The organism is Roseibium sp. JB4-4 (genome assembly GCF_055693425.1).
Window position 1 is genome coordinate 5,579,823 of the sequence record NZ_CM146333.1, and the last position, 15,151, is coordinate 5,594,973.

Annotated in this window: 23 protein-coding genes and 1 pseudogene; 7 read left to right on the forward strand and 17 right to left on the reverse strand. The window is 55.5% G+C overall.

What is annotated here, in order from left to right; all coding sequences use genetic code 11:
- The first annotated feature begins 6 nt into the window (after positions 1 to 6).
- Positions 7 to 270, forward strand: coding sequence for a hypothetical protein (locus ACZ1HV_RS26255; RefSeq protein WP_298983806.1), 264 nt, complete (start codon positions 7 to 9; stop codon positions 268 to 270).
- A gap of 248 nt (positions 271 to 518) precedes the next feature.
- Here the strand turns inward: ACZ1HV_RS26255 and ACZ1HV_RS26260 are convergent, their stop codons facing one another.
- The gene (locus ACZ1HV_RS26260) at positions 519 to 800 is read right to left on the reverse strand and encodes an antitermination protein (RefSeq protein WP_298818212.1); all 282 of its coding nucleotides are present in this window, start codon (positions 798 to 800) and stop codon (positions 519 to 521) included.
- A 266-nt stretch (positions 801 to 1,066) separates the two neighbouring features.
- Positions 1,067 to 1,450 (reverse strand): MarR family winged helix-turn-helix transcriptional regulator, encoded by a 384-nt coding sequence (locus ACZ1HV_RS26265; RefSeq protein WP_472716791.1) that lies wholly within the window; start codon positions 1,448 to 1,450, stop codon positions 1,067 to 1,069.
- Positions 1,451 to 1,608: 158 nt separating this feature from the next.
- Between ACZ1HV_RS26265 and ACZ1HV_RS26270 the strand changes: the two genes are divergently transcribed.
- The gene (locus tag ACZ1HV_RS26270; RefSeq protein ID WP_472716792.1) at positions 1,609 to 2,058 is read left to right on the forward strand and encodes a hypothetical protein; all 450 of its coding nucleotides are present in this window, start codon (positions 1,609 to 1,611) and stop codon (positions 2,056 to 2,058) included.
- Between the two features lie 75 nt (positions 2,059 to 2,133).
- Here the strand turns inward: ACZ1HV_RS26270 and grxD are convergent, their stop codons facing one another.
- The 7 genes and pseudogenes from grxD to ACZ1HV_RS26305 form a co-directional block, all read right to left on the reverse strand.
- Entirely contained in the window at positions 2,134 to 2,469 is a 336-nt protein-coding gene (grxD, locus tag ACZ1HV_RS26275) for a Grx4 family monothiol glutaredoxin (RefSeq protein WP_298818221.1), read from the reverse strand.
- 5 nt (positions 2,470 to 2,474) lie between these two features.
- Positions 2,475 to 2,606 (reverse strand): hypothetical protein, encoded by a 132-nt coding sequence (locus tag ACZ1HV_RS26280; RefSeq protein ID WP_298818224.1) that lies wholly within the window; start codon positions 2,604 to 2,606, stop codon positions 2,475 to 2,477.
- 102 nt (positions 2,607 to 2,708) lie between these two features.
- Entirely contained in the window at positions 2,709 to 2,942 is a 234-nt protein-coding gene (locus ACZ1HV_RS26285; RefSeq protein ID WP_094071352.1) for a BolA family protein, read from the reverse strand.
- A 44-nt stretch (positions 2,943 to 2,986) separates the two neighbouring features.
- Positions 2,987 to 5,184 (reverse strand): annotated as a pseudogene (gene purL, locus ACZ1HV_RS26290) (phosphoribosylformylglycinamidine synthase subunit PurL).
- A 180-nt stretch (positions 5,185 to 5,364) separates the two neighbouring features.
- A complete protein-coding gene (locus ACZ1HV_RS26295) occupies positions 5,365 to 5,811 on the reverse strand; it encodes a hypothetical protein (RefSeq protein ID WP_298818230.1) in 447 nt (148 codons plus the stop codon).
- A 7-nt stretch (positions 5,812 to 5,818) separates the two neighbouring features.
- Entirely contained in the window at positions 5,819 to 6,337 is a 519-nt protein-coding gene (locus ACZ1HV_RS26300) for a hypothetical protein (RefSeq protein WP_472716793.1), read from the reverse strand.
- A 77-nt stretch (positions 6,338 to 6,414) separates the two neighbouring features.
- Positions 6,415 to 7,923, reverse strand: a complete 1,509-nt coding sequence (locus ACZ1HV_RS26305) for an aminotransferase-like domain-containing protein (protein ID WP_472716794.1) — start codon at positions 7,921 to 7,923, stop codon at positions 6,415 to 6,417.
- Between the two features lie 102 nt (positions 7,924 to 8,025).
- Here ACZ1HV_RS26305 and ACZ1HV_RS26310 point away from each other — a divergent pair, with 102 nt between their 5' ends.
- Positions 8,026 to 8,256 (forward strand): DUF1127 domain-containing protein, encoded by a 231-nt coding sequence (locus ACZ1HV_RS26310; protein WP_298983794.1) that lies wholly within the window; start codon positions 8,026 to 8,028, stop codon positions 8,254 to 8,256.
- A gap of 138 nt (positions 8,257 to 8,394) precedes the next feature.
- Here the strand turns inward: ACZ1HV_RS26310 and ACZ1HV_RS26315 are convergent, their stop codons facing one another.
- Complete coding sequence (locus tag ACZ1HV_RS26315; RefSeq protein WP_472716795.1) at positions 8,395 to 8,931, reverse strand: peroxiredoxin-like family protein; 537 nt, start codon at positions 8,929 to 8,931, stop codon at positions 8,395 to 8,397.
- 110 nt (positions 8,932 to 9,041) lie between these two features.
- Here ACZ1HV_RS26315 and ACZ1HV_RS26320 point away from each other — a divergent pair, with 110 nt between their 5' ends.
- Both ACZ1HV_RS26320 and ACZ1HV_RS26325 read left to right on the forward strand, forming a co-directional pair.
- Positions 9,042 to 9,464 (forward strand): hypothetical protein, encoded by a 423-nt coding sequence (locus ACZ1HV_RS26320; RefSeq protein WP_472716796.1) that lies wholly within the window; start codon positions 9,042 to 9,044, stop codon positions 9,462 to 9,464.
- Positions 9,461 to 9,844 (forward strand): helix-turn-helix transcriptional regulator, encoded by a 384-nt coding sequence (locus ACZ1HV_RS26325; protein ID WP_472716797.1) that lies wholly within the window; start codon positions 9,461 to 9,463, stop codon positions 9,842 to 9,844. The genes ACZ1HV_RS26320 and ACZ1HV_RS26325 overlap by 4 nt, the downstream gene beginning before the upstream one ends.
- A gap of 6 nt (positions 9,845 to 9,850) precedes the next feature.
- Here the strand turns inward: ACZ1HV_RS26325 and ACZ1HV_RS26330 are convergent, their stop codons facing one another.
- The 5 genes from ACZ1HV_RS26330 to purC form a co-directional block, all read right to left on the reverse strand.
- Positions 9,851 to 10,105, reverse strand: coding sequence for a DUF2164 domain-containing protein (locus ACZ1HV_RS26330; RefSeq protein ID WP_298818243.1), 255 nt, complete (start codon positions 10,103 to 10,105; stop codon positions 9,851 to 9,853).
- 21 nt (positions 10,106 to 10,126) lie between these two features.
- The gene (purQ, locus tag ACZ1HV_RS26335; RefSeq protein WP_472716798.1) at positions 10,127 to 10,792 is read right to left on the reverse strand and encodes a phosphoribosylformylglycinamidine synthase subunit PurQ; all 666 of its coding nucleotides are present in this window, start codon (positions 10,790 to 10,792) and stop codon (positions 10,127 to 10,129) included.
- A gap of 16 nt (positions 10,793 to 10,808) precedes the next feature.
- Complete coding sequence (locus ACZ1HV_RS26340) at positions 10,809 to 10,916, reverse strand: phosphoribosylformylglycinamidine synthase-associated small membrane protein (RefSeq protein ID WP_298818247.1); 108 nt, start codon at positions 10,914 to 10,916, stop codon at positions 10,809 to 10,811.
- Positions 10,917 to 10,933: 17 nt separating this feature from the next.
- The gene (gene purS, locus ACZ1HV_RS26345) at positions 10,934 to 11,173 is read right to left on the reverse strand and encodes a phosphoribosylformylglycinamidine synthase subunit PurS (protein WP_298818249.1); all 240 of its coding nucleotides are present in this window, start codon (positions 11,171 to 11,173) and stop codon (positions 10,934 to 10,936) included.
- 139 nt (positions 11,174 to 11,312) lie between these two features.
- Positions 11,313 to 12,077: a phosphoribosylaminoimidazolesuccinocarboxamide synthase gene (gene purC / locus ACZ1HV_RS26350; protein WP_298818251.1), complete on the reverse strand. Its 765-nt coding sequence runs from the start codon at positions 12,075 to 12,077 to the stop codon at positions 11,313 to 11,315.
- Between the two features lie 310 nt (positions 12,078 to 12,387).
- Between purC and ACZ1HV_RS26355 the strand changes: the two genes are divergently transcribed.
- A complete protein-coding gene (locus ACZ1HV_RS26355) occupies positions 12,388 to 12,711 on the forward strand; it encodes a DUF1476 domain-containing protein (protein ID WP_298818253.1) in 324 nt (107 codons plus the stop codon).
- Between the two features lie 166 nt (positions 12,712 to 12,877).
- Complete coding sequence (locus ACZ1HV_RS26360) at positions 12,878 to 13,681, forward strand: HpcH/HpaI aldolase family protein (protein ID WP_472716799.1); 804 nt, start codon at positions 12,878 to 12,880, stop codon at positions 13,679 to 13,681.
- A gap of 8 nt (positions 13,682 to 13,689) precedes the next feature.
- On the opposite strand, the gene ACZ1HV_RS26365 is transcribed toward ACZ1HV_RS26360, so the two are convergent.
- Positions 13,690 to 14,244, reverse strand: a complete 555-nt coding sequence (locus tag ACZ1HV_RS26365; protein ID WP_298960090.1) for an RBBP9/YdeN family alpha/beta hydrolase — start codon at positions 14,242 to 14,244, stop codon at positions 13,690 to 13,692.
- A gap of 20 nt (positions 14,245 to 14,264) precedes the next feature.
- Positions 14,265 to 15,020: a metallophosphoesterase family protein gene (locus tag ACZ1HV_RS26370; protein ID WP_472716800.1), complete on the reverse strand. Its 756-nt coding sequence runs from the start codon at positions 15,018 to 15,020 to the stop codon at positions 14,265 to 14,267.
- Between the last annotated feature and the right edge of the window lie 131 nt (positions 15,021 to 15,151).

Here is a 15,151-nt window from a genome sequence, read left to right on the forward strand (position 1 = left end):
AATCAGATGCGCACAGGAGCGACACCGCCACCCATTGAGCTTCGGGAACTCATTTTGACTTTAACGGGTGCCAAGCCCCCTCCGATCGATGCCTTTGCAGCTGGCTTCACTACAGGAGCGATACCGCCTCCCATACTGCTGCGCGAAAGCGGTTTGAGAGTAACCGGCGCGATCCCACCACCCATGGAGGCGGGGGCTGCAGTTTTGACCTTTGTAAGTGGCTTCGTAGTTCTAATTGTCTTGATCATCGGAGAATTCCCCTTCTGGTAGCGCCAATTAAAATTTACACTTAACAAAATTAACTATGTTTCCACTAAAGAGTGCTGTCAATGGTTGAGTTGTTTTTCGAGAATACACGGCTGAATTGTGGGCGGCAATTCATAGAGAACGCCTGATCCGTCAAATGCGGTTGGGGTTTGGAACCGGTTTGAGCCGCTGACCAAAGTACCGTTGGCCAACCTGTCCGGCGCCTGATTTCCTGACTGAAACTTCGGAATAAGAAAGGCTTCTGTTCCGGTTTAGCGGACGGTTTTTTCGCCGTGAAATCCGCCCATTGGCTGGTTGCGTACCAGAATAACCAGGCCTTGCTTGCTTGGCTCCGCGTCGTTCAGGGCAACGCCGCCGTAATTTGCGCAGAGTTCTTCGGCACTTTTGTTCTGGGCGGGGGTGAACATGGTGATTGCCTGGCAATCAACACGCCGCAGCTCGCTGTCGGTGATCGATCCGCCCGACAAGCTAAATCCAAGGCCGGCCAAAGCCAGTGCGAAAGTGGTGGTGGTTGCAAAAGCAAACTTGTTCATGATCCCCGGTCCCATTTCCTGGCCCTCCGTTTCGGCAGGCCCTGCGATATGGTCGGAAAATGGCGGAACACACCTGTACTCTCACTGAAATCCCCATTCACCTGACGTTCAGCTTAGGCGATTCGCCAACAATTGCCGAACAATCGACCAGATTTGGCCAAATTCGATTCGGGTTTGCGTTGGATAACACGTGGTTTTTTGAGGTTTGTCGCCTCACGCGAAGTGGAGCCGACTTCATTCAGTGATCCCGGAAAACCTTCATTTCCCTAGAGGGGACACTGGATTTTCTTCAAGAGTGCGCGTAGCTGCTCCTGCTCGCTCTGAGATAGCGGCGCCAGAATGTCTGCAAGCGTGTCTGCGACTGCCTGCTGCAGTTCGCCAACCGCTTTCTGACCCAGCGAGGTCAAAGAAAGGACGCTTGCGCGGGCGTCTCTCTGGTCCGGAACTCGGTCGATCAGCCCCTTACTTTCCAGAACCTTGACCGCGCGGGTCATTTGCGACTTGTCCCGGTTCATTCGGGCGACCAATTCATGCAGTCGCACAGGTTCCATCTCGACCAGGGTGAGAAGCAAAACGCCTCCTGCAGGACCCAGCTGATGACGATCAAAGTCAGCCGAACGTGCATTCAGTGACAAGTGAATGCGGCGCATGAACCGGTCCGTAAGATTTGCAATTTCGATATCAGGCATGAGTAATTTGTTGACTAAGTCCACTAATTATAGTTGATAATGTCAACTTAATTGAGGATCTGCCCACCGACGCCAAGATGGCACATTTGGCTCGGACGGTTGTTGCAAGGCGTTGGATCATGTCTGAGACACAACGAATGGTACTGAAATTGGCTGCGGTCCTTTGGATTGTCTGGGGTCTTGTACACGCATTTGCAGGTGTTGTCGTGCTCACCTCGGATGCATCTCAAGGATTTGCCGCTATTGCCGATGCGGTTCAAACGGGCCTGTTGCGTTCGAATTATCACCCGGCGGTCGAAGGAATACTCAACCAGCATGGTTGGAACCTGCTCTGGTTTGGGTTGGTCACAATTCTCGGGGCATGGTTCATATGGCGGGGAAATCTGACGGCTATCTGGGTTACGGCGCTTGTCGGCGGTATGGCCGACATCGGATACTTGCTGTTCGTGGATATGCCCGGCTTTGTTCGGTTTTTTCCTGGGACGCTCATGACGATTGTTTCAGGGTCGGCGGTTCTCTTGAGCTTTTGGGTTTGGATACCGCTACGGCGAACCGTCAAAAGTGTTTGAGCGGGTGAGCGCCAAAAATGAAAAAGGGACGGTAAATCCGTCCCTTAAAGTCACTTTGTCAGAAACTGATTCAGCTTATGCCGTCTGCTGAGTGGTCTCAATGCCCTTGTCGGTGAAGAGGCTTTGCAGTTCCTGATTCTGGAACATTTCTCGAATGATGTCGCATCCGCCGACAAACTCACCTTTTACGTAAAGCTGCGGAATGGTCGGCCAATTTGTAAAGTCCTTGACGCCCTGACGCAGCTCATCGTCCTCAAGAACATTGATGCCCTTATAGGGAGCGCCGACATAGTCGAGAATCTGAACGACCTGGCCGGAAAAACCACATTGCGGAAAATTCGGCGTGCCCTTCATGAAGACAACCACATCATTGGTGTCGACTTCGTTCTTGATCCAGTCCTGGATGCTCATGTTCGTCAGTCCTTTTGTTTCGTCGGCGCAAGCAGTTGGCGGCCGGTGCGATAAATCAATCCAGTCACGGCTCTCCAGACACGAACTTCCATGATAAGCATCGCCAGGAGAGCGGTTGCGAGAAGAAGCCAGATCATTCTTTCTCCGTCCACTTTGCCGTCTATCTGTCGTCGACAGACGGAAAATTCAAGGGGCAATCCGATTATACGGCACTCGTTTCGATCAGTTTGCCATCACACTTAGTCCGGGGCCTTTGTCTGCAGGGCAAGCGCATGCAACGCACCGCCCATGTTGCCTTTCAGAGCCTCATACACCAGCTGATGCTGTTGAACCCGGCTTTTGCCTCTAAATGCTTCAGAGACAACATTAGCGGCATAGTGATCGCCGTCGCCAGCCAAATCCCGGATCTCAACCTGAGCATCGGGCAATGCCTCTTTGATCAGCGTTTCGATCTCATTTGCGTTCATCGGCATCGTGCATCAGTCCTTTTGTATTGGTTCCTGAAACTCAGGCAGTTTTAAGCTGTTGCCATGTATTCGGGGAACCAATCTTCGTGTGCTTTTTTCAAGTTTGCAACGGATATGGTGAGAACACCCTCAACAGTCAAATCATCGCCGCCGGTTTTCCCAATTTGCAGAACCTCGATACCGGCATCGATGATGTCTTCAAGGACAGCCTCGACCCTGTCCGGTGCAACCGTCAGCACGTAGCGTCCCTGATCTTCGCCAAAGAGGGCAGCATGGGCTGGTCCAGCAATCCTGACCGTTGCCCCCATTCCGCCCGCAATCGCCATCTCGGCAAGGGCAACACCCAGGCCGCCGGAAGATATGTCATGAACCCCAGAAAGCCGTGCCGCGCCGATCAGTTGGCGAACAATCGTGCCGCGCCGCTTTTCTGCTGCCAAATCGACCGGAGGAGGAGCGCCTTCTTCGCGGCCCAGAACATCGGCAAGATATTGTGAAGCACCCAGATGAGTGCCGAGCCCACCTATGACCAGGATCGAGTCGCCTTCGTCGGCAAAGGCTGCACTGGCGCGAACCGTCACGTCCGGCAACAGTCCGACGCCGCCAATGGCAGGGGTCGGCAATATCGCCTCGCCGTGAGTCTCGTTGTAAAGGGAGACGTTGCCAGAAACGATGGGAAAATCCAGGTCACGGCACGCTTCGCCAATGCCTTTGATACAGCCGACAAACTGCCCCATGATCTCTGGCTTTTCCGGGTTGCCGAAATTAAGATTATCGGTTGCGGCCAGCGGCTCTGACCCAACGGCGGTCAGGTTGCGCCAAACCTCTGCAACGGCCTGTTTGCCACCTTCATAAGGGTCGGCCTCGCAATACCGCGGGGTCACATCGACCGAGAAAGTGAGGCCCTTGCGGGTACCTTCCACGCGAATAACGCCGGCATCACCCCCAGGCGTTTCAGCCGTGTTGCCCTGAATCAGTGTGTCGTATTGCTCATAGACCCAGCGACGAGAGGACCCGTTGGCGCTGCCGACCAGAGTGGTCAACGCTTTGGCATAGTCTTCAGGTTCTGCGATGTCGGCCGCGTTCAAAGTGGGTTTTTTTGCGGTTCGGTCCAGGGCCGGTCGTATTCCGGCGCCTCATCACCCAATTTCTTGATTGGAAGGTCTGCCACCACATCGCCTTGATGTTTGACAACGAACCGGAGTGTATCGGTGGTGATGCCGACAATTGCAAAATCCAGTCCCCATTTCTTGAAAATGGCTTCGGCTTCATGCTCCTTCTCGGGCCTCAGTACCATGAGCATGCGCTCCTGGCTTTCAGACAGCATCATCTCGTAGGCACTCATGCGCTCTTCGCGCACCGGAACCTTGTCGAGGTCGAGCTCGATGCCAAGATCGCCGCTGGCGCCCATTTCGACAGCGGAGCAGGTCAGACCGGCTGCACCCATATCCTGAATGGCAATGACGGCGCCTGTTTCCATGAGCTCCAGACAGGCTTCCAGCAGGCATTTTTCCGTGAACGGATCACCGACCTGAACTGTTGGGCGCTTTTCGTCGATTGTATCGTCGAATTCAGCCGACGCCATCGTCGCACCGCCAACACCGTCGCGGCCGGTCTTGGCGCCAAGGTACACAACAGGAAGGCCGACACCTTCGGCTTTCGCCAGGAAGATCGCGTCAGACCTGGCGAGACCCGCAGCAAATGCGTTCACCAGGCAATTGCCGTTGTAACGGGCGTGGAATTCGACCTCGCCACCAACCGTTGGCACACCAAATGAATTGCCGTAACCGCCGACCCCAGAGACGACTCCCGACACCAGGTGTTTCGTGCGCGGATGATCCGGTTCGCCGAAGCGCAGGGCGTTCATGGCCGCGACGGGACGTGCACCCATGGTGAAGACGTCCCGCAAAATACCGCCAACACCTGTTGCCGCACCCTGATAGGGCTCGATATAGGACGGGTGGTTGTGGCTCTCCATCTTGAAGACCACGGCCTGGCCGTCGCCAATATCAACCACACCGGCGTTTTCACCCGGACCCTGAAGCACGCGAGGTCCTTCCGTCGGCAGTGTTTTCAGCCATTTCTTGGATGATTTGTAAGAGCAATGCTCGTTCCACATGGCGGAAAAGATGCCGAGTTCGGTAAAGCTCGGTTCCCGGCCAATCAATTCCAGGATGCGCTCATACTCATCCGGTTTCAGGCCGTGGGAAGCAATCAGGTCGGGCGTGATCTTGATGTCGTTCGGGATCATGACGTTCCAGTATTTTGGGACCGCAGAATCTGGGCCGCAAGGACGCGGGCAGGCATTGATGCCGCCGTTTAGCAGATTGTCCAGGAAATGGGGAGAGTGCGCGCAAAACTTTGTGGAAGATAGCTTGATTGATCCCCGGTAAGGCAACGCTCGGCACAATAAATGCCAGCTCACTGGCCCTCAGGTCATGCCGAGTCCGCTCTCGATAGCGCTGGTGAGGTTTGAGCCGTAGAAGCTGAGTTTCCGAACGCCACCAGTTTCCGGATCCTTGACCTCAAGCCGGATGGCCTTGGTAATCAACAGATCGCTGCGCCTTGCGCGGACAATGGCGTGCCAGGGGATCAGGATCGGCGAGTGGCCGATCCTGAAGATGATGACCGGCCGAAGATATAGGCCTGCATTTGACAACGTGATGTCCAGGCAATTTCGGTAACTTGCAAACAGTCCGAAACTTGCGCTGACCCAGCGCCAGCTTTGCCCGGGCGGAGGCTGATTGCCCGGATAAAGCCGGGACAGGCGCGACCAACCACCGAGACGGCCGATCAGAAAAACAATGACTGACCAAAGCAGCCCGAAACAAATGAAAAAACCCGGCACGATCAAGATGAGATGAGCACTGTCGGTCACGCTTTTTCTATCCGTCTTGAGCTGAATTCGTGTCCAGGTTCAGGTGATACCCAGGACCAATTGTGAGCGGTTTCGACGGCATGGACTTGGGGGCCACGCTGCTTTTCAGCGACGTTTGGTGTCGTTCGATTTTTGCACCTGTCCTTCCGTCGATCACGGAAAGCACGGCGAGATACTCGCGGTCGGCGGCCACGCCTTTGAGGGAGGGTGTTTCGAATTTGTAATTCCTCTTGGCGTGGGTAACAGTCTGCTCCATTTCGATCTTCCCGCCAGCAGGGTTCTCGAATTCAGCCAGGAGGCGCGTGCCCGGCGGGAGCGGCTTGACAAGTCCGACGGTGATTCCGCTGCGAATGTCTGCGATCCGGTAATTGTAAATGAATCCGCCACCAGTGATTTCGGCAAAATTCGCTTCGGCCAGAATGGTCTGGTTGTGACGATAGACGGCGAAAAAAGCACCGGTGCAGTAAACTGCAGCAGCCAGAACTGCAAAAACCACCCACCGGCGAGATGATGCTGACCGTGTCAATGCAGTTCCTTTTTGTCGAGCCTCTGAGTGGATCGTGCTGTTGCGGTTTGGACCGCCGTCACCAATCCGGCATGAACCTACTCGAAACTATCGTAGCATGCTCCATTGTCTTCGAGGAGGTTCTGTAACGACAAGAGCCCTGCCTCCGTTTCCATACGCGTCAGAGGATTGGTGAAACCGACCCGTGCACGATGATAAACCTGACCTGAACGACCGGACTTGAATTCGTCTTCGTCGTCAATCAGCACACCAGCTGAAGCAGCTGCAGTCTTGAAGGTCCCGGACAGCCAGGGTTCGGGAAGCTTGAGCCAGAAAAACGGCGCGTCAGCAGCGCCTTGAAGGCCATATGATCCAAGATACTGATGCACCAGAGCAAAGCGGGCGGCGATCTCGGTCTGGACTTTCTTGCGAAAGTCGTCTGCGGCTCCGGACAAGACCAGACGGGATGACAGTTCTGCAAGCAGAAAGGAGATGCCGCCGGTCAGCATCTTGTGGGCTGTGTAGATCCGCTGGGCATGAGAGAGTGGACTGGAGACCCAACCGCCCCTGACGCCTGCTGTGACCGATTTTGACAAGGACCCGACATGAAACGTGCGCTCCGGAGCAAGAGCGGCGATGGGGCTTTGCGAGGCTTCCCGTAGAGAGCCGTAAACCTCGTCTTCGATGATCCAGAGATTGTACTGGCGGGCAATGGCAACGATTTCCTGCCGCCGGTCGTCACCCATCAGCGCGGTGGTTGGATTGTGTATCGTCGGCATGAGGAAGATGACTTTGGGATGCTTTTGAGCGCACACGCGTGCAAGGTCATCGGGGATTGGGCCCTCGTCATCGCGTGCCACCTGAACTGGCCGCCTGCCGGAGAGGGCGGAACCACGCGCGATGGAGCTGTAGGTCAGGTCCTCAAACACCACCTGGTCGCCAGGAGCGGTGGTTGCCGCGATGATAGCCATGATTGCAGCCTGTGCACCTGTTGTCGGTACAATGCTGCCTTCCGGAGGCTTCCAGCCACCGCGCGCAAGCCAAAGGCAGCCCGCCTGACGCCAGCTATCCGGCACCGAGCGCGTATAGCTGGCAATTTCGTAAGGTTTGTCCTTCGCGATGCCGGTGGTCAGCCGCTGAATGGTGTCCGCCTGGCCGACTTCCGGCGCTGACGTGCTGTCAAAGCGGATCGTTTCAGGTGCGGGCACCGTTATGCGCGTTCCAGCGAAAGCGGTGTCGACAGGGGCAGCCATGGCAGACTGCACCCAGGATACGCCTTGCGACGCCGGTGCGGCAGAACTTGCGCCCAAGGTGCCAATGACCAGGTCAGGTTTGGTGCTTTCCACGAGAATCTCTGAAGGTCCGCTGCCGAGCACAAAAGTGCCTCGACCAACTTCTCCACTGACCAGGCCTCGTTGCCGGATCGTCGCGTATGCCCGTCCGATTGTTCCAACAGTCACGCCCAGATCGTAGGCCAGGTCTCTTTGTGGAGGCAGTTTGGCACCGGCGCTCAGCACACCCGTCGCAATGTCGTCTGCAATCTTGTCGGCGAGGCGGATGTAGAGAGGGCCTTGGCCATCTGGGATTTGAGGATGCCAATTTGTCATGGTGACAATTTTGTATATTGCATCTCAAAAGGAGTCAATTCATATGATTGTAGCGCTACAATGTGAGAATTAAGTGGAATTGTTACCCTTGTGAGGTGTCGAATGAGTTCAATTGAGACAATTTACGGGCGGCCAATCGTTTGGCAGTCGTTCGGCAGGGGAATTGCAAGGGCCGTAAAAACCAGATTGTCACGCTGGTTAGAAAGCTACCGGACGCGTCAGCAACTTCAGGATCTTCCAGATTCGGCGTTGGAGGATCTGGGCCTTAGCCGGGAAGCGGTGCGCGTGGAGGCTGGTCGGCCATTTTGGGACAGCGAGCGTTTTCCACGTTAGTTGCAGGTCCTGAGATCGGGAACCCAGGGCCGCTGCCCCCGGCGGTCAGGATACGGTCCCGAACCATGGTCATCTGCAAAAATGCCGGACACGGCGCAGCCCGCGTGTCCGGCATTTTTTTGTCATATGGCCTGAGGGTCAGACCGCGCCTGTATACTCACCGCGTGCCGGGTATTCGTTCTTTTGAACGAAGTCGAGCGCGCCGACCATTTCCTGAAAATGCGGTCTGACGAACGGCATCGTCTGAACGGAGGCGAAATAGAGAGTGTTGTCAGGCTTCACAAGGAAGACGCCCGGCTCGGAGAAGAGTGCGGGTTCTTCGATGCCAATGGAGGTCTTGCCCCGGCTTGTGGAGATATAAAGTCCCCATTCATTGGCAACCGACAGCGACAGGCCGTAACCGAACCGCAGGTCGGGTGTGCCGACCTTGTCTGCCATTTGCTGCGCGCGCTCTTCATTGTCGGAAGAAATGGCGATGGTTTTGACGCCCTTTTGCGCGAATTCGGGTGTAAGACGGCCGAGTTCTTTCAAATAGGTGGCGCAGATCGGGCAATGCAGGCCACGATAAAACACGACCAGTGTCGCGAATTCTGAGCCGTCTGCCGCGAGGTCGAAGGGGCCGGAAGTCAACGTTTCTACTTTCAACTCCGGAACGGACTGGCGTGGAATGAGCATTCTTACCTCTCTTGGGGTAGGGGCCAGACTTCACATCTGCCCTCGGATGCCGTAAACATAGTGAACGATTGAAAAGAAAACATTCCGAAAAGTTGATCAAGAGTACGGAAATGGCTGTTCCCTATCGCACATCTTTCAATGGCAAGCTTGATCGTCTCTCTTCCTTGATCGACAGGCTTCGGGTTCAGGTCAGCCATGCGCTTGTCGGCGGGACCGAAGAGCAAAGCGCCAATTTCAAGATCTTTGTAAGCAAGGATCGGACGTTGCGTCTTGTCTTTAGTCCTTTGGGGAAAAGCGAACCCTGTGAGCCTGCAGAACTGACGGCCCGCACCGGTGAAACGCCTCTGGTGGCTGCGAATATCGCAATTTCAGGTGTTGGAAAGCAGCTGATCAACGCCTTGCCGGAGGTTATCTCCGTACCACTGAGCGAGGAACCGTATCTGACCGCTGTGGTCATGCCGCTGATTGAGGAGGCGACCCTGCCGCGCTGCGGGGGCAGGCTGCGTTTCAGCGCCTGTGTGAAGTGGTGGTGATCAGGCTGCTGCGCCACGCGATGGAGCAGGGCAAGGCCGATACAGGCCTATTGAACGGACTTGCGCATCCGCGCATTGCCTCGGCGCTCGTGGCAATTCATGAGGCGCCGGGTGAAGGCTGGACGCTTGAAAAGCTGGCGGAAACCGCGGGAATGTCCAGGACGCAGTTTGCCGTCACGTTCAAGGAACTTGTGGGCACCACTCCGATGGGATATCTGGCCACCTGGAGGCTGGATATCGCCAGAGCGGAACTTGAAGCAGGGCGTCAGGTCAAGTCTGTTGCCAATATGTGTGGCTTCGCCAGCCCGGCTGCATTTTCCAGGGCGTTTTCCCGCCGTTTCGGCCATCCACCCAAACAGCGGCGCAGTCAAGCGGCGTAAGGACGCTCAATCCCGGTCCTTGACAGGCTTTTCCATCGCATAAATCTCGTCCGTCACATCGTCGGCCTTGCGGGCAAAGAGCGCTTGGGCATCTTTGAGGCCCTGGTTGTAAAAATGAGCGCCGAGCGTGGGGATGAGAAAGCCGACCAACTGATCGGCATCCATGTTGCCGATGTCCGTGTCGAGCTCGTCGTTGAGATAGTCCCGTATCAGGTCCGCAAGGCGCGACCGGGTGTCATTGTCCAGTTCCAGATCGCTCATACCGGCCTCCCTGGTTTCGGATCAGGCTGCTGTCAGCAGACTTTCGAACAACAGGCGTCCATCCAATCCGCCGTGCAAGGGTTCTACCAGGTTTTCAGGGTGCGGCATCATTCCAAGCACATTGCCGGCCGCGTTGGTAATGCCCGCAATGTTGTTGAGGGAACCGTTGGGGTTTGTTCCTTCGGCATAGCGGAAGACAACCTGATTGTTGTCTTCAACTTTCCTAATTGTCTCCGCGTCAGCAAAATAGTTGCCATCGTGATGAGCGACGGGGCAACGCCAGACCTGTCCCTTTTGGAACTGCGACGAGAAGCGCGTTGCATTGTTGACCGTTTCCATCATGACGTCCTTGCAGACGAATGTGAGACCTGCATTGCGCATCAGTGCTCCTGGCAGCAGACCTGCTTCTGTCAGGATCTGAAAGCCATTGCACACACCAAGGACGGCAACGCCGCTATGGGCTTTGGCAACGAGGTCTTTCAAGATGGGGGAGCGGGCGGCGATCGCACCTGAGCGCAGGTAGTCACCATAAGAAAAACCACCGGGAACGACCACGAGGTCAACATCGGGCAGGGTGCTCTCGGTATGCCAGACATGCTGCGGACGCGAGCCCGTAATCAGCTCAAGCGCATGAAACATGTCGCGGTCGCGGTTGGAGCCCGGAAAAACGATGACGGCGGATTTCATTTGGCAATCCCGATATCTAGAGCAGAACAATAACAGCGATGATCGCAGCAAGAGCAGGTACCAGGATGAAGATCGCAGCTTTTATGGCCATGAACATTATGGCTTTGCGCGTGTCTTCGTCCATTGGCAAGAGCTCGCGCTTCAGGCGATTTCGATCGCGTAGTTCTCAATGACGGTGTTGGCGAGGAGCTTTTCACACATTTGTTCCAGCTCCGCCTTGGCAGCGTCCTTGTCGGATCCGCTCAGCTCAACGTCAAAGACCTTGCCTTGGCGCACGGAACCGACGTCGTCAAATCCAAGGCCCCCAAGAGCGCCTTCGATTGCTTTTCCCTGAGGATCGAGAACACCGTTTTTCAAGGTGACGATCACGCGTGCTTTCATGAGTCTCTGTCTCCGTCAGATCTGGCAAGTCTGCTTGCGAGGCTGCTTACACCAGCTTGAGAGGATCTTAAAGGGAAGAAGGGTGCTGAAACGAAAAACCCCCGCCATTCTTGAAAATGACGGGGGATAGTTGTTGTCTCTACTGAACCAGCGTTGGGCCGGAGCCGACGGGGCGTTCGTTGCCGAGCATGATGCCGAGGCGTTTGGCCACTTCCTGATAGGCTTCCAGCATTCCGCCCAAGTCGCGGCGGAAACGGTCCTTGTCCATCTTGTCGTTGGTCTCAATATCCCAAAGACGACAGCTGTCGGGAGAAATCTCGTCCGCCACGACAATCCGCATCATGTCGCCTTCGAACAGCCGGCCACATTCGATTTTGAAATCCACCAGACGAATGCCCACGCCCAGGAAGAGACCGGACAGGAAGTCGTTGACCCGGATGGCGAGCGCCATCATGTCATCCAGTTCCTGCGGTGTTGCCCAGCCGAATGCCGTGACATGCTCTTCTGCGACCAGCGGGTCATCCAACTCGTCATTCTTGTAGTAGAATTCGATGATGGACCGCGGCAACTGGGTGCCTTCTTCAAGACCCAGGCGCTTGGCAATCGAACCGGCAGCCACGTTGCGAACGACCACTTCCAGCGGAATGATCTCCACTTCGCGGATCAATTGCTCGCGCATGTTCATGCGGCGAATGAAGTGCGTCGGAATACCAATGGCATTCAGGTGATTAAAGATGAATTCGGAAATACGGTTGTTGAGCACGCCTTTGCCGTCAACAATCTCGTGTTTCTTGTTGTTGAAGGCCGTGGCGTCATCCTTGAAGTGCTGAACCAGTGTTCCCGGTTCGGGACCTTCATAGAGAATCTTGCCTTTTCCTTCATAAATGCGCCGGCGGCGGTTCATGAGCGATTCCGTATCTTTTTGAATTTCCATCGGAAAGGGGACCAGCGAACCGGGGCCATCATCTTGCCGGGACAATTCCCGTCAACCGGCATCTGTTGTCGGCCGCAATCCCTATTTTGCGGCGCGGAACTTACCCGAACAGGGCCAAAAGTACAATCTTATGTTTTTCGTCCGCAGTTCAGGGCTGTTATGCTTTTGACGCAGGCGCAAAGGTACTGCGTTGATTTGCTCGCTCTACGGGGATATGCAAGAGACCAAATCAACCCCATATGGGTAGAAGAGAATAAGCGCAGTTCAGGAGATGATGAATATGAACACATTCGACAAGCGCGAACAGGGTTTTGAAAGCAAGTTTGCGCATGACGAGGAGCTGCGGTTCAAAGCAACCGCCCGGCGCAACAAGTTGCTGGGTCTGTGGGCTGCAGGGCTCTTCGGTTACGAAGGCGAAAAAGCAGAGGAATACGCCAAGGAAGTTGTTCGTGCAGATTTTGACGAGCCGGGCGACGAGGACGTGTTCCGCAAAATCCGCGGTGATTTCGACAAAAACAATGTTGAACAGTCCGATCATCAGATCCGCCGCACGATGGACGAACTGATGCATCAGGCGATTGAGCAGATCCAGAACGAAGGCTAAGTCCTTCGCGGAAGCTCGCAACCGGTCTTGAGCGTCTGCCCCAAAAGGGCAGGCGCTTTTTCTTTTTAAGCGGGAAAAATCCAGCAGCAATTCCGGTCTTTGTACATGGTGCACTTGCAAGCTGGAAGGCTCGTGGCTTTGATGGTCGCCAAAGAGGAGACCACCCGTGACTGAAGCTACTTCGCTTGCTGTTAAACTGCGTTCCGGAAAACCCGTGATAACCGCCTGGTCCGTGCTGGCTGCGCCAATGCTCACTGAAATGTTTGCTCGGGCCGGTTATCCGGCGGTGACGCTCGATCTTCAGCACGGGATGTATGATTTTGGTGTTGCCTGTGACGCCTTGGCGGCCATTGCGCTGGGCGGTGCGCACCGGATAGCGCGCATTCCGGTCGGCGACAATGCGTTGGCCGGCAGGTTGGTCGACATGGGCGCCGAATGTGTGATTGCACCGATGATAAATTCACGTACTGAAGCCGTCGACTTCGCGCGGTCGATCAAATACCCGCCGGTCGGTGATCGAAGCTGGTCGCCTTATCGCGCGGCTGCGCTCTCAGGCCAGTCGTCCGATGAGTATCTTCAAACTGCAAATTCGAACATTGTATCGCTTGCGATGATCGAGACGCTAGAAGCCATCGATGCATTGGACGACATTCTTTCCGTCTCAGAACTTGATGGAATTTTCGTCGGTCCGAGCGATCTATCGTTGTCCCTTTCGAAGGGGGCATCTCTCGATCCGAATGGCGATGAGACGGCCGATGCTTGCGCCGAGATTGCGCGCAAGGCCCGCGATGCCGGCAAGGTTGCCGGTATCTTTTGTTTAAGCGCGGAAAAGGTGGAGGAAGCCGTGGACCAGGGTTTTCGGCTTATTTCACACGGTATCGACCGAACTTTCGTCGGTGAAGGTGCAAGTGCTGCACTCGATGAAGTCAGAAAATATGTTTCTGCCAGCTCGGATGATTTCGGTTACTGAGAAGTAGCCTAGCTGAGTTTTTTCATGAAATGCGCGAAGGACATCATGCCTTCCGGCCAGGGGCCATGGCCGCTTTCCAGATTGATATGACCGGCTTCACCGGCATCTTGAAAAGTGGTTCCCCAGGCTTTCGAAAAATGTTGCGCCCGCTCGTAGTCGCAATATGGGTCATTCCGGCTTGCAACCAGATGCGTGGCGAAGGGCAGGGGATCTGACGGAATCGGTTTGAAGTCGCCTCCATCAAACTCATCCACCAGGCCCTCGCGCTCCCAATCCGAGGGAGCCACCAGATAAGCGCCCCTGACCTTGTCTTTCAGGACATGCGCACCGTGTGCGACAAGGACGCAACCGAGCGAATGCGCGACAAGAACGACAGGCTTTTCGGCCGTGTCGACTTCATGAACAAGCGTATCCAGCCATTCTTTTTTGCTCGGCGTGTGCAGCTCGGCCTGCTTGACGATGCGCGCGGTCGGCATCTTGTCACGCCAACGCAACAGCCAGTGTCCGGGAAGCGTCTTGCCATAACCTGGAATGAGAAGAATGTCGGTTTCTGAAATTTTCATCGATCGTCCTGATAGCCAAATTACTGCTGCGAAAGTGGGCCGAAATAGCCTTCTCGAAAGGCTTGTGCCCACCCGGATCGGCCGTTTTTTTCAGCTTCCCGCGCAGCGGCGTCAATGTCATAGGCTAGGTATTTCTGTTCGAAAGTCCAACCCTTGGCGTTTCTGGTCATAAGCGCATATTGCGCGCGCCTGTCGCCGACTTCTCCTGCAAGGTAACGCGGGTGTTGACTGTCGAAGGACGGGAAACCGACGGTACCGGGATTGAGCAGTGTCTGCCCTGTCGACTGCAACGAGAGTACACGCGGAATGTGACTGTGGCCGCTGCAGACAACTTGCGCCTGCTCACCGTTCAGTTCCGCCAGTAGGCTTTCTTCATCGGGTTGATGGCCTTTCGGTCCTTCGTTCTTTTCCGTGAGATATCGATCGTCATCCTCCGGGGTTCCGTGGACTAAAAGAACTTCGTCGCTCAGTCTGATTGTCGGTGACGTTGTGCGGAGCCACTCGAGGCTCTGCGCAGTGAGCCGTTCGGCTGCAAACCGGTCGGTCGGACCCATTTTATTGATCGGATCATCCAAAATGATTCGATCGTGATTGCCACGAACGGTTGGCCAAGCGGTTTCGCGAAGGATGGCGGCTGTCTCTTCGGGCCACAAGGGTCCTGCAAGGCAGTCGCCGAGATTGACGACGCCGTCGGGCGCTTCTTCCTTGATGTCTGCGAGGACGGCTTCCAGCGCCAGGACATTGCCATGAATGTCCGAGACTACGGCGATTTTCATCTCGTCGCTCCGTGGGGTTCGTAATCCAACCTGGCTAACTGCCTGGTGTCGACCGGGCGGGGCAAGAGCTGATCCTGTATCTGGATAGGCGTTAAAAACCTTTGCCTTGAAACGAGCGAGCCAAGATCGTC

Bases quoted from the DNA above. Each gene is read 5' to 3' on its own strand.
- ACZ1HV_RS26255 (WP_298983806.1), top strand. From the start codon at position 7: ATGCGCACAGGAGCGACACCGCCACCCATTGAGCTTCGGGAACTCATT.
- ACZ1HV_RS26260 (WP_298818212.1), bottom strand. From the start codon at position 800: ATGAACAAGTTTGCTTTTGCAACCACCACCACTTTCGCACTGGCTTTG.
- ACZ1HV_RS26265 (WP_472716791.1), bottom strand. From the start codon at position 1,450: ATGCGCCGCATTCACTTGTCACTGAATGCACGTTCGGCTGACTTTGAT.
- ACZ1HV_RS26270 (WP_472716792.1), top strand. From the start codon at position 1,609: ATGTCTGAGACACAACGAATGGTACTGAAATTGGCTGCGGTCCTTTGG.
- grxD (WP_298818221.1), bottom strand. From the start codon at position 2,469: ATGAGCATCCAGGACTGGATCAAGAACGAAGTCGACACCAATGATGTG.
- ACZ1HV_RS26280 (WP_298818224.1), bottom strand. From the start codon at position 2,606: ATGATCTGGCTTCTTCTCGCAACCGCTCTCCTGGCGATGCTTATCATG.
- ACZ1HV_RS26285 (WP_094071352.1), bottom strand. From the start codon at position 2,942: ATGCCGATGAACGCAAATGAGATCGAAACGCTGATCAAAGAGGCATTG.
- ACZ1HV_RS26305 (WP_472716794.1), bottom strand. From the start codon at position 7,923: ATGACAAATTGGCATCCTCAAATCCCAGATGGCCAAGGCCCTCTCTAC.
- ACZ1HV_RS26310 (WP_298983794.1), top strand. From the start codon at position 8,026: ATGAGTTCAATTGAGACAATTTACGGGCGGCCAATCGTTTGGCAGTCG.
- ACZ1HV_RS26315 (WP_472716795.1), bottom strand. From the start codon at position 8,931: ATGCTCATTCCACGCCAGTCCGTTCCGGAGTTGAAAGTAGAAACGTTG.
- ACZ1HV_RS26320 (WP_472716796.1), top strand. From the start codon at position 9,042: ATGGCTGTTCCCTATCGCACATCTTTCAATGGCAAGCTTGATCGTCTC.
- ACZ1HV_RS26330 (WP_298818243.1), bottom strand. From the start codon at position 10,105: ATGAGCGATCTGGAACTGGACAATGACACCCGGTCGCGCCTTGCGGAC.
- purQ (WP_472716798.1), bottom strand. From the start codon at position 10,792: ATGAAATCCGCCGTCATCGTTTTTCCGGGCTCCAACCGCGACCGCGAC.
- ACZ1HV_RS26340 (WP_298818247.1), bottom strand. From the start codon at position 10,916: ATGGACGAAGACACGCGCAAAGCCATAATGTTCATGGCCATAAAAGCT.
- purS (WP_298818249.1), bottom strand. From the start codon at position 11,173: ATGAAAGCACGCGTGATCGTCACCTTGAAAAACGGTGTTCTCGATCCT.
- purC (WP_298818251.1), bottom strand. From the start codon at position 12,077: ATGAACCGCCGCCGGCGCATTTATGAAGGAAAAGGCAAGATTCTCTAT.
- ACZ1HV_RS26355 (WP_298818253.1), top strand. From the start codon at position 12,388: ATGAACACATTCGACAAGCGCGAACAGGGTTTTGAAAGCAAGTTTGCG.
- ACZ1HV_RS26365 (WP_298960090.1), bottom strand. From the start codon at position 14,244: ATGAAAATTTCAGAAACCGACATTCTTCTCATTCCAGGTTATGGCAAG.
- ACZ1HV_RS26370 (WP_472716800.1), bottom strand. From the start codon at position 15,020: ATGAAAATCGCCGTAGTCTCGGACATTCATGGCAATGTCCTGGCGCTG.